This window comes from Cerasibacillus terrae (assembly GCF_008039555.1).
Lineage (GTDB): Bacteria > Bacillota > Bacilli > Bacillales > Amphibacillaceae > Cerasibacillus > Cerasibacillus terrae.
Map to the genome: position 1 here is coordinate 168319 of NZ_VDUW01000005.1, position 26473 is coordinate 194791.

A 26473-nucleotide genomic window follows, 5' to 3' on the forward strand; every position below is an offset into this window, starting at 1 on the left:
AATCATATTTTTAAATGAGAAGTAGTGTATAATATTTTTATTTAATCGCTTGTTGAATTTGTTTTGTATAAAAGTAACGAACAATAAAGAAATACGCAATTTGAATGAGCGCAAATCCTCCAAGTACCATTGCCGATTCCTTAACAAGATTGTAATCAAACAGATGCATTAATGCCGTAAGAGCTACAGCACCATGAATAAGGGCAACAATAATTGGTGCGAAAAAGAGAATCGCTGTTTGCCGGTTAATCACTTTTTTCAATTCATTATTTGTTAATCCCAATTTCGCAATTGCTTGGAATTTTTCCTTATCATCATCTAAATCCGAATACAGGCGAAAATATAAGAAACTACCTGCTGAGACAAAGAAGACAATTCCGATAAACAATCCAATAAATAGAATCGGTCCATATGCTTTATCAATTTCATAGATTGTGTAGTCCATAGAAAATGCATTATGATATTCATCAAAATGATCAAACACCTTTTCTCCTATGGCTACTAGTTGTTCTTCATCTGCTTGTTTCGTCATCCAAGCAGCAAAAGTTGTTTGTTTAACAGCTGAAGGAAGTTGCTTGAATACTTCATCACGGACAATATAGTACGCATTCATTTCTTGAAGAACACTGGTAGAAACTTCCGAATAAGCTTGAACTTTTTCACCTGATTTTAATGGAATTCCTATTTCCATAAGCTTCTGTTCATTTTGGAAATTACCAATATTTGCTTGATTATCTGAAACAACTACTGCTTTATTTTTTAATTTAATTTCTTTTTCATTTAATAACTTAGCAAATCGATTATAGTCTGATTCTTTCACGATTAATACCGGGTAATCGATACCAATTTCAAAATAATTCATTTCCACAACTTCTTTATTTGCTGTTACGTTTTCATCCGCTATTATCTGATCAATTGCAGATATTTGCTTTTGAACATCTTCATCTTCAACAGATTCATATACAACAGAATATGGATTAGCATCTTTTAATCCTTTCATCAAATAGGAATGAAAACCAAATAAGGTTCCAATCGCACTAAACGCTACTGTTGAAATAATGGCTACTAAGAAAAAAGTCCTCGCGTTATCTTTCATACGAAATGATAAATCAGAAAAAAGTAACATATTTGTCTTTTTCCAAAAAATATGTTCATTCTTTTTCAGACGACGAATGAGATAGACACTTAATTGGGTAAAAAATAAATATGTCCCAATCGTTACGACAATCACTACCGGAATCAATGCCATAACAACCTGTATTCCTTCAACATATAGCGCTGTTCCATAACCAGCTGCAAGGAGTAAAACAGCTATGATTGTTAAAATAATAGACGCTTTCGGTTCGCCTTTTGATTTCTTATCTGATTTAATAAGATCTACTAATTTATTTGTACGCAAGATAAACGTTACAAAAATAGAAATAACGAAAAACAATAGAATAAAGGATATAAATGAAAGTCCAATTGCTTCTAATGGAAAATAAAAGTTCAACGTCTCATCTATCACTAATACTTTCTCTGCAATTAACAAGATAACTTTCGCAAACACTAACCCAATTCCAATTCCACTAATAGTTGCTAAAAATCCAATTAACATGTTTTCCAAAAATGTCATCCGTCGTATTTGCCGTGACGACATTCCGAGTAACATTAAGAGACCGAATTCTTTTTTCCGAGATTGCAAGAAAGAACTCATAGAATAAAGTACAAAGAAGAAAGAAAACACATAAATGATACCACCAGAAACGAGCATTCCTTTCATAGCACTTGACGGCATATCTCCTGTCTGAAAGGCGGGATGAAATGCAAATATAGAAAATGTGAAAAATACCATTACAGCAAACATACTACTTAAAAAGTAAGCTACATATAATCGTTTGTTACGAAGAACATTATTAAGAGCGAATTGACGAAAAGTCATTGTCATTCCCTCCTAATAAGGAAAGTGTATCAATTATTTTTTGGAAAAATCCCTTTTGACTTTCCCCACGATGAATCTCCGAGTACAATTGTCCATCCCGAATAAAAATAACACGATCACAGTAACTAGCAGCTTGTGCATCATGTGTCACAAGTAGCATAGTTGTTTCTTCTGTTTCATTAATGTTTTCGAGCATCTCCATCACATCTCTGGACGATTTTGAATCTAGATTGCCTGTTGGCTCATCTGCTAAAAGCAATTTCGGTTGGTGAATCATCGCTCTAGCAACTGCGACACGCTGTGCTTGACCCCCAGATATTTCAAATGTACGTTTTTTCATTATATGGGAGATACCGAGTTTTTCAGCAATTACATTTGCCTTTTCTTTCATTTCTTTTACTTTTTTGCCATCTAAAGTTAATGGGAGAACGATATTTTCCTCTACAGTTAATGTATGGAGTAAGTTAAAATCTTGGAATACAAAACCTAATTGTTGTCTACGGAATTTTGCCAATTTATTTTTACTAAGTTGGTGTGGATCCTTTCCTTCTATTAATATTTCACCAGAAGTTGGCTGGTCGATTGTTGCAACTAAGTTTAATAATGTTGTCTTTCCACTTCCAGAAGGCCCCATAATACCAACAAATTCTCCCTTTCCAACTTCCATATTTATATCTGTCAAAGCACGATAAGCGACCTTACCTTCATAGACCTTATTTAAATCATTCACTTGAAGCATAGCAAGCTCTCCTTTTATTAAAGTTTGAACATTGTTAGATAGTAGGCAAGACGAAAACAGTCAAGGAAATATGTTTCTTCTCTGAAAAAATCAACTTCACCGAATACTAACTATCCATCAATGTTTTATTTAATTTTCGATTTTCTATTATTAGTGTAATTTATTTGAGGCTTTAGCTTCTATCGATGATTCTTTCATTAGTATTACATCTATGTAAGGTTAGTATTGGTTTCAAAAATAATTCGAAAAGTGGTGCCTTCTTCGACGACACTCTTCATTTCAATGGAATGACCTAAATAATCCAGAGTTTCCTTTACTAAATATAATCCCATTCCTGTTGATTCCCTATATTTTCTGCCATTTTCACCGGTGAAAAAAGGCTGGAATATTCGTTTTTGATCAACAACTGGTATACCAATTCCGTAATCTGTTATTTCCAAAACAATCGCTTCTTCCCTTTCATATAATGACAAACTTATTTTATTCGTCTTTCCCGTTGAATATTTCACACCATTATGGATGAGTTGTGTAATTACAAAAAAGAGCCATTTTTCATCCGATTCGACTATCCACTCGCCATCACCCTTTTCTAGTTTCGGATATACTTTGTTTCTGATAAAAAAACGTTTATTTTCCTGGTTTACCTCATGGATGAGTTTTTCTAAATAAACAGGCTTAATGTGAAAATCATCTTTAATAGTGCGAAGGCGTGCCATTGAAAGCACAGTATGTAATCCGTTACTTATTCGTTCTGTTTCTTCACGAATGCTGGAAGAATCCGGCTCATCTAGGTTTTGTGCTGTTAATTCAATGACAGATAACGGTGTTTTCATCTGGTGAACCCAGCGATCAATAAACTCCAGATGCTGTTCTTTCGTACTTTCTATTTCCTTTATTTTTTTTATATACATTCGATATTGGGAACGAATTAGTTCATCAAATGCCTCTGAAACTGCCGTATGACCTGTTTTTTCTAATGATTCATCAAGAGATAAGAACTCTCTTTCTAATCTTTTATAAAATTCTCTATGTGTCATATATTGATAAATAAGATAACCACTTAAGAAAAATAGCCCAATAAAAAAGGCATAAAGTAATATTTTCCAATCATCATACCCATCAAGCCAAATAATTAGTAATATAATCGAAAACTGGAGACATTGTACCATGATTAATAACAAATGTTCCTTTATGAAAAGTTTCATACCACACCACCTCCACCCGATAAAATTTATCCATTGGTTAAAAATCATTCCATCCATGTAATACGCAAACGATACCCCGCTCCACGAACGGTTTCAATAGCATCTTCTATTCCGATTTCAGAAATTTTTTTCCGAACACGAGCAATATTTACATTTAATGTATTTTCATCAACATATGCTTGGTCATCCCATAATCTTTCCAAGAGATCTTCTCGGCCTGCGATTCTAGGATGTCGCATCATTAAATATTCCAAAATATCGGCTTCCTTTTTAGCTAAATAAACTATCCTTTCTTTATATTTTAACTCCAATCTTTCTAGATATAGCTTCAATCCTTCTTTTACAATAATCCGTTCTTCTTGTTTAGCTGCATATTCTCCATAGGCACGTCTTAATTGACTTCGGATTTTCGCCATTACGATATCGGGATGAAATGGTTTAGATATAAAATCATCCCCGCCATTTTCTAATGCCATGACTTGGTCCATTTCTCCAGTTCTTGCCGAGATAAAAATAACCGGACAAATGGATTCTAAACGAACTTGTCTGCACCAATAATATCCATCAAAACTCGGTAAATTAATATCTAATAAAACGAGGCTTGGCTGAAAAAAGCGAAATTCACCCATTAGGTTTTCAAAATCATCTGCTACAAATACTTCATACCCATATTTTTCAATGTACTCCCGTAAATGCTCTGCAATTTTAGGATCATCTTCCACTATCATTATTTTCTTCATTATAATCCCTCATTTCAATCTGGAACTTTATGACATCTATTCTTTCAAATCAAACAAAAAGGATGTACCGAAATTATAGCATAGGACCATCACATCCATTTATTAAAGTATGTGTAAACAAAAAATACAGCGATTCTTTTGAAGAGAATCGCTGTATTTTTTAATAACTTACTGTCAGTTTTTTTGTAACATGATTCGTTGATAAGTCTTGGGCGAGTTGTTGAATTCTTGGCATCATACTCACATCCATGTTCCCACCACTAATAATGATTCCAGTATGACGTGAAACAATTTGTTCATGATAGGCGAATAATGCAGCTAAAGCAGCAGCACCTGCACCTTCTACAAGCATTTTATTTCGCTCTAACATATAAATCATAGCAGAAGCAATCTGTTCATCTGATACGGTGACAACATCATCCACATATTTCGTAATAATTGGTAATGTCTTTTCCCCTGGCTCCTTCACTGCAATTCCCTCGGCAATAGTAGGTTTATCTTCTCCATTTCTCGTCTGATGATGGAAACTATCATAAACTGCGGAGGAATTTTCCGCCTGGACTCCGATAATTTGGATATGACGATTCACATGTTTGGCAGCAGTAGCAATTCCACTGATCAATCCACCACCACCAATTGGAGCAATAATTGTATCTATTCGATCTTCTTGACGTAATAACTCCAATGCAATCGTTCCTTGGCCAGCCATGATATCCACATCATCAAATGGATGTACATAAACTGCTTTTGATTCTTTTTGCCTTTCAACAGATGCTTCATATGCTTCCTGAAACGTTTCACCAGTAATCACTACTTCTGCGCCATAATTTTTGGTTGCTTCCACTTTTGCTTCTGGGGTACCAACTGGCATAAATATTGTTGCTTTCGTGTCTAATTTAGTGGCCGCATATGCAAGGCCTTGAGCGTGATTCCCAGCTGATGCCGTAATTACTCCCTTTTGTAGTTGTGATTTTTTTAATTGCATCAATTTAAATGTTGCTCCCCTAAATTTAAATGCCCCTGTTTTTTGTTGATTCTCCATTTTGAAATAAACTCTTCTTCCTACCAGACGATTTGTTGTGTTGGATGTTAGGATTGGAGTACGATGAACAATCGGACGTAATTTTGCAAAAGCTGTGTGTATTCTTTCTCCTGTTAAAAAATTCCCAAGCAAACCACTCTCCCTATTATTTTAAAGTCTATTCTTTCCTCTTATAGATACCGATTTTCATAAGCTTTTATTTTCTCTTCATGTTGCAATGTTAATGCAATATCATCCCAACCATTTAATAGTTTCTTTTGATGGTATGTGGATATTTCAAATGGGATAATTTCCCCGTCTCTCTTTAATATATTTTTTTTCCTTAAGTCAATTGTTAAAACTAGCTTTTCCTGTGCTGCTTCATCCATCCACTCTTTTACCTGTTTTGCATCCATTTGAATTGGAATAATTCCATTTTTTAAGGCATTATTATAAAAAATATCTGCAAAACTAGGAGCAATAATAATGCGAAATCCATAATCTAATAAGGCCCATGGTGCATGTTCTCTTGAGGAACCACAACCAAAATTTTCTCCAGCAAGTAAAATAGTTGCACCTTCATATTTTACTTCATTTAAGCTAAAATTCGCTCGTTTCATTCCATTGTCATCAAAACGCCAATGGAAAAATAAATATTTACCAAAACCGGTTCGTTCGATTCGCTTTAAAAATTGTTTTGGGATGATTTGGTCTGTGTCAACATTTGCACGGTTTAATGGATATACGAAACCTGTATGTGATTGTATTGCTTCCATCATGGCACCTCCATTCCATACTAATCATATGTTTTATTGCTAATGCCGTTTATTCACTTTTTCAAAAGGCTTTTGAAAGGAACCAAATTCACCGATTCATTCGTTCCAATACTTGATTATATTTCCGTACATCGATAAAATGTCCTTCAATCGCAGCTGCTGCGGCCATTTCTGGACTAACTAAATGGGTACGTGCTCCATTTCCTTGTCTTCCTTCAAAATTCCGATTCGATGTGGATGCACATCTTCCACCTGGTGGAACGATATCATCATTCATCGCCAAACACATACTACAACCCGCTTCACGCCATTCAAAACCAGCTTCTTTGAAAACTTGATCTAATCCTTTTTCTTCTGCTGCTTTTTTCACTTGGAATGAACCTGGAACAACAATTGCACGTACTTCTTCATTTACTGTTCTTCCTTTGACAATGGCAGCTGCTTTTTGCAAATCACTTAGACGTGAATTCGTGCATGAACCGATGAACACATGATCAATTTCAATTTCTGTCACAGGCTGATTTTCTTTCAATCCCATATATTCTAAAGCACGTTGTACATCTGCTTTTTGATCTACATCTTGTAAATTTGGAGTACGTCCACTAATTGGGACACACATTCCTGGATTTGTTCCCCATGTTACTTGCGGTTCTACTTCATCGGCATGGATCGTCACTTGTTTATCATAAACAGCTCCTTCATCGGTTCTTAAGGAAAGCCATTCCTCAGTCTTTTTATCAAAGTCTTCTCCCTTTGGAACATGCCTTTTTCCTCTTAAATATTCAATCGTCTTTTCATCTGGGCTAATTAATCCTGCTTTTGCACCAGCTTCAATCGACATATTACAAATGGTCATACGCCCTTCCATGGAAAGATTACGGATTGCTTCTCCTGTATATTCAATAACATGACCCGTTCCAAACTTTATGCCAAACTTGGCTATGATTGCTAAAATAAGATCCTTCGCTGTCACACCAACCGCAAGATTACCTTCGACATGTACATTCAATGTCTTTGGTTTTTCTTGCCATAATGATTGTGTTGCAAGAACATGTTCTACTTCACTTGTGCCAATTCCAAAAGCAATGGCACCAAATGCACCATGTGTGGATGTATGACTATCTCCACAAACGATTGTTTTTCCAGGTTGTGTTAAACCAAGTTCCGGGCCAATTACATGTACAATACCTTGGTCAGGATGATACATATCTGCTAGTGGAATTCCAAATTTTTCACAATTATTTTTTAATGTTTCCATCTGTTTTTTCGCAATTTTATCCTTAATCACGTCTCTATTTTTCGTTGGGACATTATGATCTACTGTTGCATATGTTAAATCTGGTCTGCGAACTTTGCGTTGATTTATTCGCAATCCCTCAAAAGCTTGTGGAGATGTTACTTCATGAACTAAATGTAAATCAATATAAAGTAAATCTGGCTTTCCTTCTTCCCGATGAACGACATGTTTATCCCATATTTTTTCAATAATCGTTTTTGGTTGCTTCACATTTTACCTCCTCACTACACATAAACACTGCAAATACTATCGCTAATGCTTTTCAATGTAATATGATCAACAATTAAATCAGTCATTTCTTTTGTTGTGATTGCTTTCTGACCTATTTTCGCTAGGTCTGGTGTATGATAACCTAAATCAAGTACATAATTAACTGCTCTTTCAATTTCTGTTGCTGCTTCATCCATTTGAAAAGAATGTCTTAGCATCATCGCTGTTGATAAAATCATTCCCAAAGGATTTGCAATACCTTTACCAGTAATATCTGGGGCTGAGCCGTGTACTGGTTCATACAATCCAACATGATCTTCTCGCATACTTGCAGATGGAAGCATCCCTAAAGAACCGGTCAAAACAGATGCCTCATCACTTAAAATATCTCCAAATAAATTTTCCGTTACAATGACATCAAAAGCATTTGGTTGGGTAATTAACTTCATTGCAGCCGCATCAACAAGTAAATGTTCTACTTCGACTTCAGGATATTCTTGACGTTTTTCCTCTACAACTTCTCTCCATAGACGACTTGATTCTAAAACATTTGCTTTATCCACAGAGGTGAGGTGTTTACTTCGCTTCATAGCTTGTTGGAAAGCTTTATCAATGATTCTCTCCATTTCATCACGACGATAAAAAAGGGTGTCTACAACGCTATTTCCATTGTCACGTCTTTCACTTGGTTCACCAAAATAAAGACCACCTGTTAACTCACGAATAATGAGGATATCACTATTTTTAATGAATTCCTCTTTTAATGGAGAGGCAGATAATAACGCATTGATCCCTTTGATTGGTCTTAAGTTGGCAAATAATCCCATTTCCTTTCGGATCCCCAGTAGTCCCTTTTCCGGTCGATTATGAGCAGAAATATTATCCCATTTCGGACCACCTACCGCACCAAGCAAAATCGCATCTGCTTCCTTACATGCTTCTACTGTTTGTTGTGGAAGTGGGACGCCATATTTATCAATGGCATCCCCACCAATGGAGTGTTCATGAAAAGTAAATGAATAGCCATATTCATTACTGATCGCTTCTAAAATTACCTTCGCTGACTGCATAATCTCCTTACCGACCCCGTCACCCGGAAGTAAAACAACTTGCTTACCCATGCGATACCCTCCTAATTTTATTTTGTTTCGTTTCATTTATTTCCAAAATATTACCCCAGTTGAAATAGCTAATTTTCCTCCTGTAAACTATCATCAATTTTAACTATTTTTAACAAGCTCTTTTTCTGATGTATTTTCCTTTATAATATATCGATTAACAGCATTTAAAAATGCGTGACTTGATGCTTTTAGAACGTCTTGTGCTGTTCCTCTTCCATTGACAGTTGTTCCATTCACCGACAATTGAACATAAGATTCTGCTAATGCATCTTTTCCACTACCAACAGAATTCAATTGGTAATCAAGCAATTTTAATTCTTCTTCTATAAGATTATCTAGTGTATTATATAAAGCTTCTACACTTCCTTGACCAGTGCATGCTGCTTGAATGGATTCTCCTCTTGGTGTGCGTAAAGAAACGGTTGCTGTTGGGATATTTGAAGTACCATATTGTACTTGAAAAACATCTAATTCATACTTAGAAATGGCCTTTGTATCAATCTGAACATCCATTAAAATCGTAAATAAATCATCATCTGTTACTTCTTTTTTACGATCTGTTAGACTCTTAAAAGCTTGAAATGCTTCTTTTAATTTTTCTTCTGAAAGTTTATAGCCCATTTCTTTTACCTTTTCCTTAAATGCATGGCGCCCAGAGTGTTTTCCGAGGTATAGATTGTCAACGTTTACGCCTACCATTTCTGGTGTAATAATTTCATATGTTTCTTTATTTTTTAACACACCATCTTGATGAATTCCTGATTCATGTGCAAATGCATTTCTACCAACAATAGCTTTATTTGCTTGCACATGCATTCCTGTTAGTTTAGCCACAAGATTACTAGTTCGTTTGATTTCGTTTAATTTTAATCCCGTTGTGTATGGGTAAAAATCTGAGCGAATCTTTAGAGCAACAACGATTTCTTCCAGAGAGGCATTTCCTGCTCGTTCACCAATCCCATTGATTGCTCCTTCTATTTGTGTTGCACCATTTTCAACAGCAGCGATTGAATTTGCAACAGCCATTCCTAAATCATCATGACAATGACAAGATAGACATACTTGATCAATATTTGGTACATTTTCTTTTATAAAGCGAAACATGTCACCGTATTCCTTTGGTGTTGTATAACCTACTGTGTCCGGTAAATTAATAACAGTTGCCCCGGCATCAATCACCTTTTCTATGATTTCGGCTAAAAAGTTTAAATCAGACCTGGAAGCATCTTCTGCAGACCATTCAATTTCTGAAAAACGTTCTTTTGCATAGGAAACCGTTCGTACAGCTGTTTCGATAACTTCTTCAGGTGTTTTTTTTAACTTATATTCCATGTGAATAGGGGAAGTAGCGATAAATAGGTGTAGGCATGGATCCTCTGCATTTTTTAATGCTTCCCATGCTGTATCAATATCTGATTGAACAGATCTAGATAAAGCTGCCACAGATGTTTCTTTGATTGTTTCAGCAATTCGCTTTACTGCTTCAAAATCACCTTTGGAGGAAGCGGGAAACCCCACTTCCATCCGGTCCACTCCTAGACGTTCTAGTTGTCTAGCAATCTCTAGTTTTTCGACTGCATTCAGATTCACACCGGGAGATTGCTCACCGTCTCGTAGTGTTGTATCAAAAATTTTAATTCGTGACATGTTCTTTCACATCCTTTTGTTGCTTTTGCTCTTCTTCATTTACTGGCTGTTTAACAAAAGGCATTAAACTACGTAATTCTCTACCCACCTTTTCAATTAAATGTTCATTTTCTTGCCTATTTATTGCATTGTATTGCGGTCGGTTTGCTTGATTTTCAAGTATCCACCCTTTAGCGAACTCTCCTGACTGAATTTCTGCTAGAATTTCTTCCATACGCTCTTTCGTTTCGTCATTAATCACTTTTGGCCCAGAAACAAAGTCTCCCCATTGTGCAGTATCAGAAATAGAATAACGCATATTTTCTAAGCCACCTTCATACATCAAGTCAACAATCAACTTCATCTCATGCAAACATTCAAAATAAGCAACTTCTGGCTGATAACCAGCATTTGTTAATGTTTCAAAACCTGCTTTTACAAGACTTGTGAGCCCTCCACATAGTACAGCTTGCTCGCCAAATAGATCTGTCTCTGTTTCTTCTTGAAATGTCGTTTCTAGAACTCCAGCGCGTGCAGCTCCGATTCCCTTTGCATAAGCAAGTGCAAGATTCTTAGCATTTCCTGTTACATTTTGATAGACACCATACAAAGCAGGTACCCCGGCACCTTCTTCATATGTGCGACGAACGAGGTGTCCAGGTCCTTTCGGCGCAACAAGGAAAACATCCACATTTTCTGGTGGAACAATTTGATTAAAGTGAACATTAAATCCGTGTGCAAATACGAGTGCATTCCCAGCTTTTAAGTTAGGTTCGATACTTTCTTTATACACTTTCGTTTGCAGCTCATCCGGTAAAAGAATCATAACTACATCTGATTCACTTACAGCTTCAGAAACAGGCTTTACAGTGAAACCATCATTTTCTGCCTTTACTTGCGATTTTCCTGGTCTTTGCCCAACAACAACATCAAATCCACTATCACGAAGATTCAGTGCATGTGCATGCCCTTGTGAACCATAACCAACCACCGCGATTTTTTTGTTTTTTAATACCTCGTTTTGAATATCACCATTATAAAGTACTTTTGCCATCATCCATTCCTCCCTAATTTTTAATTGTGTAATTTCTACACATATATGGAAAATTTAATTACTCACGTGTTTCATTTCTTCTTATACATGGGTACCTAAAGAATAATTTACTGAAAAATTAATGAATATAATATATTCCGAAAAATAACAGTAAATTTTTTACCGTTTATATTGATAATGCTGAATTTATTTCTGTTACATGAGATGGTTGTTGTCCTCTTAAAAAGGCAACCATTCCTGTCCTTGCTAACTCTTTAATTCCATATGGTTTTAAAAGTGTGATTAATGCATCTACTTTTTCTTGTTTCCCTGTTACTTGAATGGTTAGATTGTCTTTACTTACATCGATTATTGATGCCCGGAATGGTGCGATAATTCCTTGAATTTCTGCTCGGAGTTGGCCGCTACCGACAACTTTAATAAGTGCAAGTTCTCTAGCAACAATTGCTTGATCAGTTATATCAGACACCTTTAATACATCAATTTGTTTATTTAACTGTTTGGTTAGTTGTTCTAGTTTTTGATGATCATTCACATCTACAACAATGGTCATTTTAGAAATACCTTCTATTTCAGAGGCACCAACTGTAATACTTTCAATATTAAATTGTCGTTTATTTAACATCCCTGTAATACGGTTGAGGACACCACTTCGATTCTGGACAGTGGCTGTAATGATTTGTTTCATCTTTTCACCCCTAACATTTCATGTGCTCCTTTTCCAGGTGCTATCATCGGATAAACATTTTCTTGTTGACAGACTCTAAAATCTGCAACTACTGGACCATCATAGGAAAAAATTGCTTCTAACGTAGCCAAAACATCTTCTTCTTTAGTAGCTCGAACTCCTTTTACACCATAACTCTCTGCTAATTTTACAAAATCCGGATTTGTTGCAAAAACGGATTCAGAATACCGTTTTTCAAAAAACTTCTCCTGCCATTGGCGAACCATACCTAAAGCCTCGTTATTTAAAATTATTACTTTTACAGGGAGATTCTTTTCATGTATTACTGATAGTTCTTGACATGTCATCTGAAAGCCACCATCCCCAACAATAGATACAACTAATTCTTCGGGATTTCCTAATTGAGCTCCAATTGCTGCTGGGAAACCAAATCCCATGGTTCCAAGTCCACCAGATGTGACCCATTTATTCGGGCTATCTAAGGTGTAATATTGTGCTGCCCACATTTGATGTTGCCCTACATCTGTCGTAATAATTGCCTCTCCATTTGTTACGGAGTGAATTTTTTCAATTAATCCTTGTGGAGAGATGTATTCTTCTGGATGGTCATACCAAAATGGATACTCTTGTTTATTATGTGCTAAAGTTTCACACCATTTATCATGTTTAGGCGTTTGAATTCTTTTTTGCAATAATGCTTGTAATGCCTTTTTAGCATCTGCAACAATCGGTATTTCTGTTTTTACATTTTTTCCAATCTCAGCTGGATCAATATCGATATGAGCAACTTTTGCTTTTGGTGCAAAGTGATGTAGGTTTCCTGTTAGGCGATCATCAAAACGGGCTCCAATATTTATCAATAAATCAGATTTATAGATAGCCATATTTGCTACATAATTTCCATGCATTCCTGCCATTCCAAGTGATAATGGATGTGTTCCAGGAAAACTCCCTAAACCAAGTAATGTTGTTGTAACTGGGAGTTTATATGTTTCTACTAGCTCTTTTAATTCATCTGTGGCTTCCGCAAACAATACTCCTGCTCCAGCAACTATAACTGGTCTTTGTGCCTGTTCTATGGAATCTGCTAATTTCGTAATTTGTAATGGATTAGGACGAATTGTTGGTTGATAACCAGGCAAAGAGAATGAACAATCATACTCACCTACTGATAATTCTTGTGTCACATCTTTCGGTATATCGATAACAACTGGTCCTGGCCTACCTGTAGTTGCAATATGAAATGCTTCTTTTACGACCCTTGGAAGGTCTGATAATTCTTTTACTTGATAATTATATTTCGTAATTGGTGTTGTAATCCCCATCACATCTGCTTCTTGAAAAGCATCTGTACCAATAACCGTCTTCGTTACCTGACCTGTAAAAGCAATAATTGGTAATGAATCCATCATCGCATCCGCAATTCCTGTAATTATGTTCGTTACCCCTGGTCCAGATGTAGCAAAAACGACACCTGGCTTTCCTGTTGTTCGTGCATAACCTTCAGCTGCGTGGATGGCTCCTTGCTCATGGCGTGTTAAAATGTGTTGGAAAGAGTGTTTCTGACGATACAATGCATCATAAATAGGGAGTACTGCTCCGCCTGGATAACCAAAAATTACTTCAACATCCTCATCAATTAATGATTGAATTAATAAATCAGCACCCGTCACCACATTTTGAACAGCCCTCATTTCTGATTCTAACTTAACCTTCAATGTTTTAACCTCCTCAATAGTTTGTTATTATAAATCTCTTTTAGCGGATATAGCCAAATAGAGAAAATTCACAAAATAGAAGTTACAATGGGATTCTACAAGAAACACTCTTTTTACTTCTTGGTCCTCAAGAGATCTATCAAATTACTGTTTACTTATTTGGTAAACTAAAAAAGCTCTCTTCACCCTATAAATCTGCATTACAACAGATATAATGGGGTGAAAAGAGCTTTCTTTCCACGGTACCACCCTAGTTTTTTAGCATTCTTTCGAATACTAACTCACCGGCATATTAGAAGCCTTTTTGATAACAGGTGAAATGTTTCACCTGGCTATGCCTAGTCGTATTTATCTTTCAGCATAGCACTCAGGGATGATGTCAGAACAAAATTGTATTTCCGAGCTTTCAGCAACCTCGGATCTCTGTGAATACAATCTACTTTGTTCTTTTATTCCCGTCAACGCATTTTTTTATTTTAAGTTGAATGATTTATCTCTCTTTGGTTCTAATTGATATTGTCGTATATCATATAACGTTTATTTCAATTGGTCAATACCTTTTTTGTAAAATTTTTAGATACTTTAGATAAGTCTTTTTTCTGTATACGCTTACACATGCATGACGATAAGGGAATTAGGTTTGAATTTTCTTTCTTTACAAATTTGTTACAAAATATAAAAAACTCATTCCCAGCAGGACAAATGTTTATTTAGGGTGTACAAAATAAAAAGACCTCAAAAAATTTCGAGGCCTTTTCAATCATTTTATTTAAAATCCGTTACCGCACCTTTGGATGAACATGAAACGATATGAGCATATTTTCCGAGAATTCCTTTTTTGTATAATGGTGGGGCTTCCCAGTTTTGACGGCGTTTGTCCAATTCTGCTTCAGATACTGCAAAAGATATTATTTTTTCTTCTGAATCAATCGTTACTTCATCCCCTTCTTCTAACAAAGCAATTGGCCCACCATCCTGTGCTTCTGGTGCAATATGCCCAACAACAAGTCCATGCGTACCACCGGAGAATCTACCATCTGTTAGTAGAGCAACTTTTTCTCCAAGCCCTTTTCCAACAAGTAAACTAGATATTGAAAGCATTTCTGGCATTCCTGGCCCACCTTTTGGACCAATAAAGCGAATGACAAGGACATCTCCTTCTTTAATATGATCTTGCTGAATGGCGTCTGCTGCTTCTTTTTCTGTATTAAAAACACGGGCAGGTCCTGTATGTCTTGTTACTTTAAGCCCAGAAACTTTAGCTACTGCTCCACTTGGTGCAAGATTTCCCTTTAACGTAATTAAAGGTCCATTTTTACGCTTCGGTTTATCCAAAGGCATAATGACTTTTTGGTCAGCCTTCAATGATGGTGCATCTTGTAAATTCTCAGCAACGGTTTTTCCCGTTACTGTAAGACAATCCCCATGTAAAAATCCTTCTTCATATAAATATTTCATAACTGCCTGTACACCACCAGCCATATGTAAATCTTGCATTACATATTTTCCACTTGGCTTCATATCTGCTAAATGTGGAACTTTTTCTTGAATTCGGTTAAAATCTTCCAATGTTAAATCCACATCAATCGCATGTGCCATTGCCATCAAGTGTAATACAGCATTTGTTGATCCACCTAATACCATAACAACTGTAATTGCATTTTCGAATGCTTTTTTCGTCATAATATCTTTTGGATAAATACCTTTTTCTAGTAAATTATATATGGCTTGTCCGGCTGCCTCACAATCCTCTCTTTTTTCGATAGATTCTGCAGGATTTGATGCACTTCCAGGTAAACTCATCCCCATCGCTTCAACAGCAGATGCCATCGTATTTGCGGTATACATTCCACCACAAGCCCCTGCTCCAGGACAGGCATTACATTCAATTGCATATAATTCCTCATCATCAATATCTCCCTTATTATGCCTTCCAACCCCTTCAAATACAGAGACAAGATCAATATCTTTTCCATGAAGTTTTCCGGGAGAAATAGTTCCACCATAAGCAAAAATAGCCGGAACCTCTGCATTAGCAATTGCCATTAAACATCCAGGTATATTTTTATCACATGCCCCTATTGCTACTAGTCCATCTAAACTTTCTGCACCGACAACAGTCTCAATTGAATCAGCAATCACATCACGACTTGGTAATGAATAGCGCATTCCATCTGTCCCCATCGATATCCCGTCAGAAACGGTAATCGAGTTAAACATGAGTGGAACAGTCCCAGCTTCTCTTGCTCCTTTTTTCGCTCTTTTAGCCAAATCATTTAGATGAATATTACATGGTGTTACTTCACTCCATGTACTTGCCACTCCTACCATTGGTTTTTTAAAATCTCCATCTGTCACACCTACAGCTCTTAACATCGCACGGTTTGGTGCTTTAATTGGCCCTTCACTGAATACTTTACTCTTGTTGCGTAGATCTTTTTTCATCGTATTCCCTACCTTTCTTTCGGATTATTATAGAATGATTCAACCTACAATTCAATATTTTTAGACTTTTTAAATTAAAAAGATATTAAATAATGTCTCATTTTCAACAAATACTTCAAAAAACAATAATACATTCAAGCTAATTTTTTATTTGCATCTTGTATTATCTCTCTGGCATTACCTCTTTTTCCCCACCATGTCGCTAATAATGGTCCTGAAATATTATGCCATACACTAAATATGGCACTTGGCACAGCTGCAATTGGAGCAAAATGTGCTAATGAAAGTGCAGATGCAAGGCCTGAATTTTGCATGCCTACTTCAATGGATATTGCTTTTTGATCGGCATAATCAAATCGGAGTAGTTTTGCTAATAAAAATCCAATTAACAATCCAAATAGATTATGTAAAACAACTACAGAAAATATAAGTAATCCTGATGATGCAATTGATTCTTTATTAACTGCAACGACAGCTGCTGCGACAGCTACAATACCGATTACAGAGATTAGTGGCAATGCCTTTACACTTTTTTCTACTTGCTTTGTAAAAATAACTCGAATAACAATACCAAGTACAATTGGAATAAGAACGATTTGTACAATAGAAACAAACATGCTTCCCGCCGAAACAGGTAACCATTGGCTTGCTAAAAGCCAAGTCAATGCCGGGGTGAGAATAGGTGCTAAAACAGTTGATACCGCTGTAATAGTTACAGATAATGCGGTATTTCCTTTAGCTAAATAGGCCATTACATTCGATGCTGTACCACCTGGGGCACAACCAACTAAAATCACCCCAACAGCTACTTCTGGAGAAAGTTTAAATAAATGAGCTAGTCCAAAGGCAATTAAAGGCATAATTGTGTATTGCGCGAGAACTCCTACAAAAACACTTTTTGGTGCTTTCACAATACCCTTAAAATCATCCAATGAAAGCGTCATCCCCATCCCAAACATAATAATTCCTAGCAACAAGGATATGTGAGGAGCAATCCAAGTAAATCCATTTGGGAACAAAAATGCTAGAATTCCAAATAATATCACCCATAGCGCAAACGTATTTCCTGCTAGTCTACTAATTCTTTCTACTGCTTTCATGTAAGCCCCCCTAAAATAGTTTTATTCTTTATTTTATGAGGAAGATTCCGAAAAGTCAATCCCATTTATTTTTATTTAACTTGTAATTCCCCTCCATTGCACATATAATAAATTCTATTTATATTAAAAAAAGAAAAAGGCTATCTTAAAAAAGCAAATCGAATATTATGTAGAGGAAAAGGATTTTGACGGAGTTGTCATCACACAAGGAACAAGTACATTAGAAGAAACGGCCTATTTTCTACATCTAACCTTAAATACGAACAAGGCCGTCGTATTAGTTGGTTCCCAACGTCCAATTACATCTTTAAGTTCTGATGCTCCGTCCAAACAACGAATCAGCATTTGATAGAAGAGGTAAAATAATGAAAGGTATTAAAATTGCAAAAGTTACATATTCTGTAGCTATCTGGTATTCTTTACACCTTTTTTTTAAAAAAACTTACAATGAAAGCGTAAGTCCCTTTATTTTACACTTTTTATCAAAGTAATTAAGTTAATATATATTACATTTATTTCTCATATGCTCTGAAATCTTATCAGTGGTGATAATCTGACTCTAATAAAAGCACGGATTTTACTTATGCTTTCCTTAAAATCCTATCGAAAAACAGAAGATATTCAGTGGACTTTTGATACATATTAAAAATCAAAAAACAGGCATTTTAGGATGCTTGTTTTTATCTTTTATCTTTTATCTTTTTTTAATAAAGCAATTTCATTTTCTAACTGACTAATTCTTTCTTCTAATTCATGCACGGGTGACTCTTCTAATTTACGACTAATTTTTTTCAACATATTACTAAGAAACCCCATAAAAGCGATAAGTATAATAGCAATACCTATCATACCTACACCATAAAAAATCATTATTTCCATTCGTTGCATCCTTTCCAATTGGATATTTTTTCTAACTAAACATTACCATAGTATTCGGAGGAATAAAAGTGGAGCTAAGAACAAAAAACACACAGCAGGGCCTCCCCTACTGAATGTTTTTATGTAAAACGAGCTCTAACCTTACTGGAAATAATATCGACAATGGTTACCATAACGATAATACCTAGTAGAATTATCCCAACTCGCTCCCAGTCTCTAACACTTAAGGCGAAAATAAGTGGTGTTCCAATACCTCCTGCACCAATAACCCCTAGGACTGTTGCAGCACGCATATTAACTTCCAAACGATACATTACAAAGGAAAAATAGTTTGGTAGAACTTGTGGAACGATGGCAAAAATAAATGTTTTTATTGGGTTAGCACCTGTTGCTATTAATGCTTCTTTTGCACTTAAATCAACATTTTCAATACTCTCTGAGATTAATTTTCCTAACATTCCGATTGCACCAATACCTAAGGCTAATACCCCTGCAAATTCTCCTGGACCAACAGCTTTAATAAATAATAATGCAAGCACAATATCTGGAAAAACACGAATAAAGCTCAATATAAACTTATTAATTCCTACTACTGCCTTATTTTTCATAATATTATTTGCTGCCATAAATGCAAATGGGATACAAAGAATTCCAGCAATAAATGTACCCAATATAGCAATTGCAACTGTATCTAACAATCCACGGAGTAAGTCTTCTCCACCAGGATCATATACATATCCCCAATCAGGTGAGAATATCCCTGCAAGAATTGCTGATATAACTTCTATCGAGGTTTCTTTTAATTCTAAAGTAGGTAATCCTGCAAATGCCCATATATATATAGCTAATACGGCGAGTACAATGACAAATCGGCGAATATAGACAAGTCCTTTACTTTGTGTCATGTTAATTTCTCCCTTATTTTCGTACTAAAGTAGTCAATAATCAGAACGACTATCAGTGTATATACAATAATGGATGACGTTTTTCCATATTCAAAAAATCCGAGTGTCTTTTCATAATACAATCCTATTCCACCTGCACCAACTAATCCTAATACTGCCGCAGCCCTGATATTAATTTCGAATGCATATAAGAAAAACGACATAAAAGAAGACATCACTTGTGGAACGACTCCAAAAATGATCCATTTTATTTTATTTGCGCCAACTGCTGTCATTGCTTCCATTGGACCTGGGTCAATTGATTCAACAGATTCATAAAATAATTTTGCAATAATTCCTAGGGAAAATAACATTAACGCAAATATTCCTGGTATTGGTCCAATACCAAAGATGGCAACAAATAACGCTGCTAATAAAAGTTCTGGAAGTGTTCGTATAAGGTTTAAAATAAATCTTGCTGGTCCTGTTATCCACGAAGAAAAAAAGATGTTTTTTGCTGCTAACATGGATAAAGGAAAAGCTAAAAGCCCACCAAAGGTTGTACCTACCACGGCCATACGTATTGTTTCTAACATTGGAGAAGTCACTTCAGAAAAGTAAGCCCAATTAGGTGGCACTAACTGAACAATTAATTCCCACATATTCGGAAGACCATCGATTAACTCAGTGAAAGAAAAATTAATTTGCCATCCACTTCCAAGGACTAATAACATGATAAGAATCATTGTTAATATAGGCTTTGTCTTGGAAGGAGGAATAGAAAGATTTTGTGGTTGTTGTTGAACTTCTACTTTTCTCATTTCGCAGCCCTCTTCCTCACATTTTCTTCATCAACTTTTCCATATATTTGTTCAAACGCTTTATCAGTTGCTTCTGATACCGAACCATCAAACACAACTTTTCCTTCCTTAAGGCCGATAATCCGTGTTGCATATTTCTTAGCCAGATCAACAGAATGTAAGTTGACTATCATTGTTATCTTTAATTCTTCATTGATTTTTGCTAAGTCGTCCATTACTTGTTTCGTTGTTAATGGGTCCAATGAAGCGACTGGCTCATCAGCTAAAATAACTTTCGCTTCCTGTGCTAATGCTCTAGCAATCGATACTCGTTGTTGTTGACCACCAGATAATTGATCTGCTCGTACATATGCTTTATCTTTTAAACCAACACGTTCTAATGCATCTAAAGCTAGTTCCTTATCATGTTTGGGAAACAGCCCAAAAATCATTCTTAATGTAGAATGGTATCCTACTCGACCTGATAAAACATTTCGCATCACAGATGAACGCTTCACTAGGTTGAAATTTTGAAATATCATCCCGATGTCACGTCTTATCTCATAAAGAGCTTTTCCTTTTGCTTTGGTAATCGATTTATTGTTTACATTAATTTCCCCTTCCGTAATTTCATGAAGCCGATTAACAGAACGTAAAAATGTTGATTTCCCTGCACCGGATAAGCCTACAATAACAACAAATTCGCCTTCTTCAATTGTTAAATCAATATTTGTTAAACCGCGTGTACCGTTTGGATATACTTTAGAAACATTTTTAAATTCTATCAAAATACTACCCACTTTCATAACAATAGTAAAAGAATAAAAGGAGGCTAACCGAAAATAGCTAAGCTACCGGTTGCCTTTTCCCTTTATCCTTTATTAGGAACTTTATTCAATTAAAAATTTAATTAGTTCACTTCTTTGCTGACTTTTTCTTCATATTCTCGAACGATATCGAAGTTGCTATCCTGTGATTCTACATAACCTTCATGTGAATAGATATCGCGAATAATTTCTTGACCTTCTTCATCTTTTCCTATTTCAATAAACGCTTTTGTGATTTTTTCTTTCATATCGTCACTAATTTCTGGACGAACCGTGATTGTATCGTTTGGAATTGGTTCTGTAAATTCTATAACTCTTGTTTCTTCAAATACGTCCTCATAGTCACCTGCAACAACATTACGTGCATCTTGGAAAGTTACAGCTACATCTATGTCACCATTTAGTAAAGATATAATCGCTTGGTCATGTCCTTTTAACGTAACTGGCTCCATGTCTTCTAACGGATGAATACCTGCATCCATCAATGTTGCAGCTGGCCATACAAATCCTGCAGATGAAGTAACATTTTGATATCCAATTTTCTTTCCCTTTAAATCTTCTACCGATTGAATATCGGAATCTTCCCTAACAATAAACATAGATTTATAAGAATCTACTAATTCATCTGTTGGAGATCCATCCTCATCATTTACACCATAACGTTGTGCTTGAATAATAACTTCTGCTGCATCTTGTTCTTCAGCAAGGACATATGCTGTTGGTGGCAAGAACCCAACATCTACTTTATCCGATTTCATTGCTTCAACTATTGTATTGTAATCCGTTGAAACACTTACCTTTACCGGAATACCTAATTCATCTCCTAGTAATTTTTCCAATGGCTTTGCTTTTGCCTCTAACGTATCTGCATTTTGTGATGGTACGAATTGGACCGTTAATTCTTCCATTTCGTCTCCTTCTTCACTATCAGAACCAGATGCCTCTCCATCTGTTTCCTTTGAACCACCATCACCACATGCAGTTAAAACTGCTAATGATATAACTAGTAAAAATAAAACTGTTCGTAACCACTTCTTCATCGCGAGTAACCCCCATTAAATTTAATATTTATCGTAGAAATTCATTACTACACTTTTTATTTAATATCAACTGGTTTGTCCCAAAAATGAATATAATCTGTTTTAATTTCTTTGCCAAGTTGTGCATGGATTTGGTTCATTAATGCATTCCATTTTCCATTTCTAGCATTCTCATTTTTGGCTGTTTGTACATCTTTCGCTTTTTTCAATAATCTTTTTTCTATTTTTCCATCTAAATAAGCTTGTTCTCTTCCCAATTCTACTAATTCATCTAATTCTTTTAAACTTAAAACAGCCTCTACTGGAAATGATTCTTCTACAACATTTCCTGCTGAATCACTCGCAATAATTTTAATTTCATAACTACCAGGTTTATATTCTAATGGTGAAATAGAAATATAGTCTTTCATTGTTTTACCGTCTAACTCTATCGTAACATCCTCTAAATCGCCATCTGGATCATGTACAACCACAGGTAGTTCATACTCTTTCGTAATTTCAAAAGTTGAAAAATCGGAAATGTCCTCTATCACTGGGGAGGACGATGTTAACTTTTCAATATGAATTAAATCAACGAGTAATAATTGATACGTACCTTTAAAAATAGAAGCTATACCAGAAACAGAAACATTATCACCCTCGTGGAATTTCTCTTGGAAGGCTTCTAATGTAATATCTGTTCGGTTATCGATTCGAACCCGTGTTGTTTGCGAATCTTTTCGTAAGTCAAATTCAAATGCATTCCAATATGATTGAATGTTGTCAATTTCTCCTTCTAATGTGACACGTTCTCCCTGTTTTGAACCATCTAATTGATCAACTGGAGAAAATGTAGGTAGTTCACTCTTTCCATTAACTTCGATTTTTTCGACATCCGTAATTTCTTTCATACCTTGGAATGTTGTTAATGTTCCTGTGATGGTAACTTTATTGCCCAGCTGAAAATTTTCTTCATGTTGGAACACGTAAATTCCCGCACTATCATCTTGGATATAAAAACCCTTTCCTCCAAAAATACCCGGGTTAGTTGTAATAACACCCTCCACTACTACTTTTTGTCCATCAGCGGTTTCACGTGCTTCTTTAATAGATATTGTTTGAGATGGTTCTTCTATATCCTCGCCTGCTTTTCCAACAACGACTGGCTTTGTTAATACATTTGTTTTTTCTTGACGCAAACGAATTTTAGCCTTTCCCTCAACATTGCCATTAACTAGAATAGTTAATTCTTTTGTTGCTTTTCCAGAGCTATCTGCTACAAGTGAAAATGGTTCACTATAGCCGAATGTTTTAGGCCAACTTCCATCATCATTTTGTACTTTCGCAATTTGTTGACCACCATCTAAGTAAATACCAAGATTGTAACCGTTGATAGTTTGTCCTGGCTTTAATCCTTCCGCAATAATCTCTATCGTAAACGGTTCATCATTCGGGATTACCGAGTCATAATTCAATGTCAACGCTGGTTCTGGATTAGGATCTTCGGTCGATCCAAATGAACCAGGAGCAAAAGTAACTGAATCAAACCAATGATAAGTATCTAACGGTGTGGACCACGGTTCATGCTGTGGCTCAGTCGTATTTTCCGGAATTTCTTTATCCAATATTGGTGATGGTTCATCTAAAGGGATATCTGCATTAGTAAACGTCTCGTACGATTCTTGTTCTGCCAACCAATCAATCGTGTTTAATAATAATTTCCCATTATCTGCATCAATAAATCCGTCATAGGTTCTTTTCTTTTTACCTGTTTCTTCATTACGATATTTCGGGGTTGCATCTTCAACTGGTGAAGAATCTCCGATAAAAGCAGCTTTTCCCTTACCTAATTTTGAAATTGCTGCATATGGGCCTTCTTCCACTCCGCCACCATGGTAAATGCCTTCATCTACTGCTGGCCCCCATTTATCACTTTCATCTAGATTATCAGGTAAATAGAGAATTCCTTTGGCTATTTCTGGATTTGTAATAGCGAGTGTTGATCCAGCATGCATCGTCACTTTACTAACTCCATATGTAATATCAAATGTTTCAGATGGTTCAACAACGTGATCTGCTACAATATTTCCTGGTGCATTAAAACGAAAACGAATACCGAAGTGATCACTTAACCAATCTGAACTTTCTACACCCTGCATTACTTCTGAATTCTCCTCTAGTGATGACATACCTTTCGTTGGGTCATCATATGCTCCTCGACGAAATCCATTCATGATTTCGGATGAATCCCAGCGATTTTTATTACGATCTGCATTATAGTGATCAGAAATAAAAAATATACTACCACCATTTTCCACATATTCTACCATTGCATCCTGTTCTGTCTTTTTAAAGGGAATATTTGCCTCAGGGATAACGAAAACATCCGATTTTTCTAAGTCTCCTATTGTAAATGGACGTTTTTTTCGTAATTCTTTCACTTGATACCCATTGGCTGCAATTCCTTCTGCAAAGTCAGAAAACGCACCATCAATTACCCAATCTGCTTGTCCAGCCGTTTGCCCATGCATATTATCAAATAATACCGTCTTTCCATTTGGTTCTTCCGGAACAATGATTGGAGCTGGGTCATCTATTCCTTCAGCTTGGAATGCAATTGGAAACACAATGACACTTAAAATAAAAGCTAAAAAGATGGACCACAATTGATTCTTTTTTCTATTCATATTCAACCTCCTTCTAAATGTGGATATATCCTATTTTACCTATCAATTGTTGATTTCATTTTAATTGATTGTAAAGTTTATATTAACCTTTCCAATGATTTAGTGAATGCGGCTATATAGAATATATCTTTTATACTACCTTAGCTATATTCAAAGTTTTGTGATAAAATTAAAAAAATTTCACAAAAAGTGATGCCCCTTCTTACAATTCAAGGAATTAGATTTTATCTAGTTATCTTTATCTCGTTGTTTTCTAAGCAAGAATCTGTTCTTCATTATAGGTATGATTTTTTTCTGATGCATCAACAACAACACTTGCGGAAGCATCCCCTACAATGTTTACAGTTGTTCGCATCATATCTAGAATACGGTCCACACCCGCTACAAGTGCAATACCTTCAAGTGGTAAATTAACTGCAGTAAGTACCAATGTCAACATGATCATTCCAGCACCTGGAACACCTGCTGTTCCAATGGAAGCAAATGTAGCAATTAAGGCAATCGTTGCTAATTGAGAGAATGTCAATGCTTCCCCGTAATATTGAGCAATAAACATAACGGTTAGTCCTTGATAAATTGCAGTTCCATCCATATTAATAGTTGCACCTAATGGAAGAACAAAACTACTTGTCTCTTTGGAAACCTTCAAATCATCTTCTACACATTTCATTGTTACTGGTAATGTACCAGAACTGCTACTTGTACTAAATGCTACCATTGCTGCTGGAAACATAGCTTTTAAGAATTTAATCGGACTTACTCTTCCAAAGGTTTTTACAGCAATAGAATAGACTACAATCACTTGAATGATACATGTAATTAGCATAGCAATAATCAACTTCAACAATGGAAGCAACACTTTCGCTCCATATTCACCAACAACCGGTGCTAACAATCCGAAGATACCGATTGGTGCTAATGACATGATAATGCCGGTAATTTTATACATTATCTCTGCTAATCCATCAAAAAAAAGTTTAACAGGTTCTGCTTTCTTACCGACAAGTGTAATTCCAACCCCAAGAAAAATAGATAAAAATATAATTTGTAACACATTCCCTGTTGCCAATGATTCGATTGGATTGGTTGGTACGATGTTTAAAATCGTATCAATAACACCTTCAGATTCCTGTACTTCCACTTTATCCTTACTACTTAATTGAATATCTGTTCCAGCACCTGGTGTAAAAATATATCCTGCAAATAAACCTAATGAGATCGCTATCAAACTAGTAATTAAATAATATGATATTGTTTTTCCACCTAATCGTCCCAACTTTTGAACATCATCTGTACTAGCTACCCCTACAATGATGGTCGATAAAATTAATGGAACAATAATGAACTTAATTAAACGTAAAAACAAGTCCCCAAGTGGTGCGACAATATTTATTTTTTCTCCAAAAATAACCCCTGTTAAAACAGCTAAAATAAATGCAGCAATAATTTGCCATATAAGACTTTTCTTCATATCTGTTCCTCCCTGTGTATCAGTCTCTTTCTATTTATATGTCCAATCCCCCATTTTTCAACTTTTTTCTGTTATATTACACTATTTTAAACGAAAGTAAATGAAAGCGCAATCATTTACAAATAATAAAATATTTGTGAATTATCGCTCGAATCTATAATAGAACATGACTTTTTAAAAAATAAAATAATGGAAAGATCCTTATCCTATGAAAGTTGTATCACTTTAAAAATATTTTTCTAGGA

22 protein-coding genes are annotated in these 26473 nt (G+C 35.6%); 1 reads left to right on the plus strand and 21 read right to left on the minus strand.

The features are described 5' to 3' along the window. Positions 1-37 precede the first annotated feature (37 nt). From FHP05_RS09240 to FHP05_RS09305, 14 genes are all read right to left on the minus strand, one after another. The gene (locus tag FHP05_RS09240) at positions 38-1921 is read right to left on the minus strand and encodes an ABC transporter permease (RefSeq protein ID WP_147667335.1); all 1884 of its coding nucleotides are present in this window, start codon (positions 1919-1921) and stop codon (positions 38-40) included. After that, positions 1896-2660, minus strand: coding sequence for an ABC transporter ATP-binding protein (locus FHP05_RS09245; protein WP_147667337.1), 765 nt, complete (start codon positions 2658-2660; stop codon positions 1896-1898). Before FHP05_RS09245 ends, FHP05_RS09240 begins: the two co-directional genes overlap by 26 nt. Before the next feature lie 209 nt (positions 2661-2869). Next, the gene (locus FHP05_RS09250) at positions 2870-3865 is read right to left on the minus strand and encodes a sensor histidine kinase (RefSeq protein ID WP_147667339.1); all 996 of its coding nucleotides are present in this window, start codon (positions 3863-3865) and stop codon (positions 2870-2872) included. Positions 3866-3909: 44 nt separating this feature from the next. Then, positions 3910-4605: a response regulator transcription factor gene (locus FHP05_RS09255; protein WP_147667341.1), complete on the minus strand. Its 696-nt coding sequence runs from the start codon at positions 4603-4605 to the stop codon at positions 3910-3912. Between the two features lie 160 nt (positions 4606-4765). Further along, positions 4766-5779 carry a threonine ammonia-lyase gene (gene ilvA, locus FHP05_RS09260; RefSeq protein WP_147667343.1) on the minus strand — a complete coding sequence of 338 codons (1014 nt, stop codon included), beginning with the start codon at positions 5777-5779 and terminating at the stop codon, positions 4766-4768. Between the two features lie 38 nt (positions 5780-5817). Beyond that, positions 5818-6402 carry a 3-isopropylmalate dehydratase small subunit gene (leuD, locus tag FHP05_RS09265; RefSeq protein WP_147667345.1) on the minus strand — a complete coding sequence of 195 codons (585 nt, stop codon included), beginning with the start codon at positions 6400-6402 and terminating at the stop codon, positions 5818-5820. Between the two features lie 88 nt (positions 6403-6490). Further along, the gene (leuC, locus tag FHP05_RS09270) at positions 6491-7909 is read right to left on the minus strand and encodes a 3-isopropylmalate dehydratase large subunit (protein WP_147667347.1); all 1419 of its coding nucleotides are present in this window, start codon (positions 7907-7909) and stop codon (positions 6491-6493) included. 14 nt (positions 7910-7923) lie between these two features. Continuing rightward, positions 7924-9030, minus strand: coding sequence for a 3-isopropylmalate dehydrogenase (gene leuB / locus FHP05_RS09275; protein ID WP_147667349.1), 1107 nt, complete (start codon positions 9028-9030; stop codon positions 7924-7926). A gap of 99 nt (positions 9031-9129) precedes the next feature. After that, on the minus strand, positions 9130-10677 hold the full coding sequence (locus FHP05_RS09280; protein ID WP_147667351.1) for a 2-isopropylmalate synthase: 1548 nt from the start codon (positions 10675-10677) through the stop codon (positions 9130-9132). Then, positions 10664-11710, minus strand: a complete 1047-nt coding sequence (gene ilvC, locus FHP05_RS09285) for a ketol-acid reductoisomerase (protein WP_147667353.1) — start codon at positions 11708-11710, stop codon at positions 10664-10666. The genes FHP05_RS09280 and ilvC overlap by 14 nt, the downstream gene beginning before the upstream one ends. A 166-nt stretch (positions 11711-11876) precedes the next feature. Continuing rightward, on the minus strand, positions 11877-12398 hold the full coding sequence (gene ilvN, locus FHP05_RS09290; RefSeq protein ID WP_147667354.1) for an acetolactate synthase small subunit: 522 nt from the start codon (positions 12396-12398) through the stop codon (positions 11877-11879). Further along, positions 12395-14116, minus strand: coding sequence for a biosynthetic-type acetolactate synthase large subunit (gene ilvB, locus FHP05_RS09295; RefSeq protein ID WP_407923430.1), 1722 nt, complete (start codon positions 14114-14116; stop codon positions 12395-12397). Before ilvB ends, ilvN begins: the two co-directional genes overlap by 4 nt. 765 nt (positions 14117-14881) lie before the next feature. Next, positions 14882-16561 (minus strand): dihydroxy-acid dehydratase, encoded by a 1680-nt coding sequence (ilvD, locus tag FHP05_RS09300; protein WP_147667356.1) that lies wholly within the window; start codon positions 16559-16561, stop codon positions 14882-14884. A 134-nt stretch (positions 16562-16695) separates the two neighbouring features. After that, positions 16696-17661 (minus strand): bile acid:sodium symporter family protein, encoded by a 966-nt coding sequence (locus tag FHP05_RS09305; RefSeq protein WP_147667358.1) that lies wholly within the window; start codon positions 17659-17661, stop codon positions 16696-16698. A gap of 157 nt (positions 17662-17818) precedes the next feature. Here FHP05_RS09305 and FHP05_RS09310 point away from each other — a divergent pair, with 157 nt between their 5' ends. Next, positions 17819-18010: an asparaginase domain-containing protein gene (locus tag FHP05_RS09310; RefSeq protein WP_269144280.1), complete on the plus strand. Its 192-nt coding sequence runs from the start codon at positions 17819-17821 to the stop codon at positions 18008-18010. A 338-nt stretch (positions 18011-18348) separates the two neighbouring features. Here FHP05_RS09310 and FHP05_RS09315 read toward each other — a convergent pair whose 3' ends face one another. The 7 genes from FHP05_RS09315 to FHP05_RS09345 form a co-directional block, all read right to left on the minus strand. After that, a complete protein-coding gene (locus FHP05_RS09315) occupies positions 18349-18540 on the minus strand; it encodes a hypothetical protein (RefSeq protein WP_147667360.1) in 192 nt (63 codons plus the stop codon). Between the two features lie 119 nt (positions 18541-18659). After that, positions 18660-19445, minus strand: a complete 786-nt coding sequence (gene phnE / locus FHP05_RS09320) for a phosphonate ABC transporter, permease protein PhnE (RefSeq protein WP_147667362.1) — start codon at positions 19443-19445, stop codon at positions 18660-18662. Continuing rightward, positions 19442-20245: a phosphonate ABC transporter, permease protein PhnE gene (gene phnE, locus FHP05_RS09325; RefSeq protein WP_147667364.1), complete on the minus strand. Its 804-nt coding sequence runs from the start codon at positions 20243-20245 to the stop codon at positions 19442-19444. The genes phnE (FHP05_RS09320) and phnE (FHP05_RS09325) overlap by 4 nt, the downstream gene beginning before the upstream one ends. Beyond that, on the minus strand, positions 20242-21012 hold the full coding sequence (gene phnC, locus FHP05_RS09330) for a phosphonate ABC transporter ATP-binding protein (RefSeq protein ID WP_147667366.1): 771 nt from the start codon (positions 21010-21012) through the stop codon (positions 20242-20244). Before phnC ends, phnE (FHP05_RS09325) begins: the two co-directional genes overlap by 4 nt. 122 nt (positions 21013-21134) lie before the next feature. Then, positions 21135-22091, minus strand: coding sequence for a phosphate/phosphite/phosphonate ABC transporter substrate-binding protein (gene phnD / locus FHP05_RS09335; RefSeq protein ID WP_147667368.1), 957 nt, complete (start codon positions 22089-22091; stop codon positions 21135-21137). 56 nt (positions 22092-22147) lie between these two features. Continuing rightward, on the minus strand, positions 22148-24757 hold the full coding sequence (locus FHP05_RS09340) for an endonuclease (RefSeq protein ID WP_147667370.1): 2610 nt from the start codon (positions 24755-24757) through the stop codon (positions 22148-22150). 253 nt (positions 24758-25010) lie between these two features. Then, positions 25011-26228 (minus strand): dicarboxylate/amino acid:cation symporter, encoded by a 1218-nt coding sequence (locus FHP05_RS09345; RefSeq protein ID WP_147667372.1) that lies wholly within the window; start codon positions 26226-26228, stop codon positions 25011-25013. Positions 26229-26473 lie beyond the last annotated feature (245 nt).

Coding starts and splice junctions, on each gene's coding strand:
- FHP05_RS09240 (WP_147667335.1), bottom strand. CDS start 1,921: ATGACTTTTCGTCAATTCGCTCTTAATAATGTTCTTCGTAACAAACGA.
- FHP05_RS09245 (WP_147667337.1), bottom strand. CDS start 2,660: ATGCTTCAAGTGAATGATTTAAATAAGGTCTATGAAGGTAAGGTCGCT.
- FHP05_RS09250 (WP_147667339.1), bottom strand. CDS start 3,865: ATGAAACTTTTCATAAAGGAACATTTGTTATTAATCATGGTACAATGT.
- FHP05_RS09255 (WP_147667341.1), bottom strand. CDS start 4,605: ATGAAGAAAATAATGATAGTGGAAGATGATCCTAAAATTGCAGAGCAT.
- leuD (WP_147667345.1), bottom strand. CDS start 6,402: ATGGAAGCAATACAATCACATACAGGTTTCGTATATCCATTAAACCGT.
- leuB (WP_147667349.1), bottom strand. CDS start 9,030: ATGGGTAAGCAAGTTGTTTTACTTCCGGGTGACGGGGTCGGTAAGGAG.
- FHP05_RS09280 (WP_147667351.1), bottom strand. CDS start 10,677: ATGTCACGAATTAAAATTTTTGATACAACACTACGAGACGGTGAGCAA.
- ilvC (WP_147667353.1), bottom strand. CDS start 11,710: ATGGCAAAAGTACTTTATAATGGTGATATTCAAAACGAGGTATTAAAA.
- ilvN (WP_147667354.1), bottom strand. CDS start 12,398: ATGAAACAAATCATTACAGCCACTGTCCAGAATCGAAGTGGTGTCCTC.
- ilvD (WP_147667356.1), bottom strand. CDS start 16,561: ATGAAAAAAGATCTACGCAACAAGAGTAAAGTATTCAGTGAAGGGCCA.
- FHP05_RS09305 (WP_147667358.1), bottom strand. CDS start 17,661: ATGAAAGCAGTAGAAAGAATTAGTAGACTAGCAGGAAATACGTTTGCG.
- FHP05_RS09315 (WP_147667360.1), bottom strand. CDS start 18,540: ATGGAAATAATGATTTTTTATGGTGTAGGTATGATAGGTATTGCTATT.
- phnE (WP_147667362.1), bottom strand. CDS start 19,445: ATGACACAAAGTAAAGGACTTGTCTATATTCGCCGATTTGTCATTGTA.
- phnE (WP_147667364.1), bottom strand. CDS start 20,245: ATGAGAAAAGTAGAAGTTCAACAACAACCACAAAATCTTTCTATTCCT.
- phnD (WP_147667368.1), bottom strand. CDS start 22,091: ATGAAGAAGTGGTTACGAACAGTTTTATTTTTACTAGTTATATCATTA.
- FHP05_RS09340 (WP_147667370.1), bottom strand. CDS start 24,757: ATGAATAGAAAAAAGAATCAATTGTGGTCCATCTTTTTAGCTTTTATT.
- FHP05_RS09345 (WP_147667372.1), bottom strand. CDS start 26,228: ATGAAGAAAAGTCTTATATGGCAAATTATTGCTGCATTTATTTTAGCT.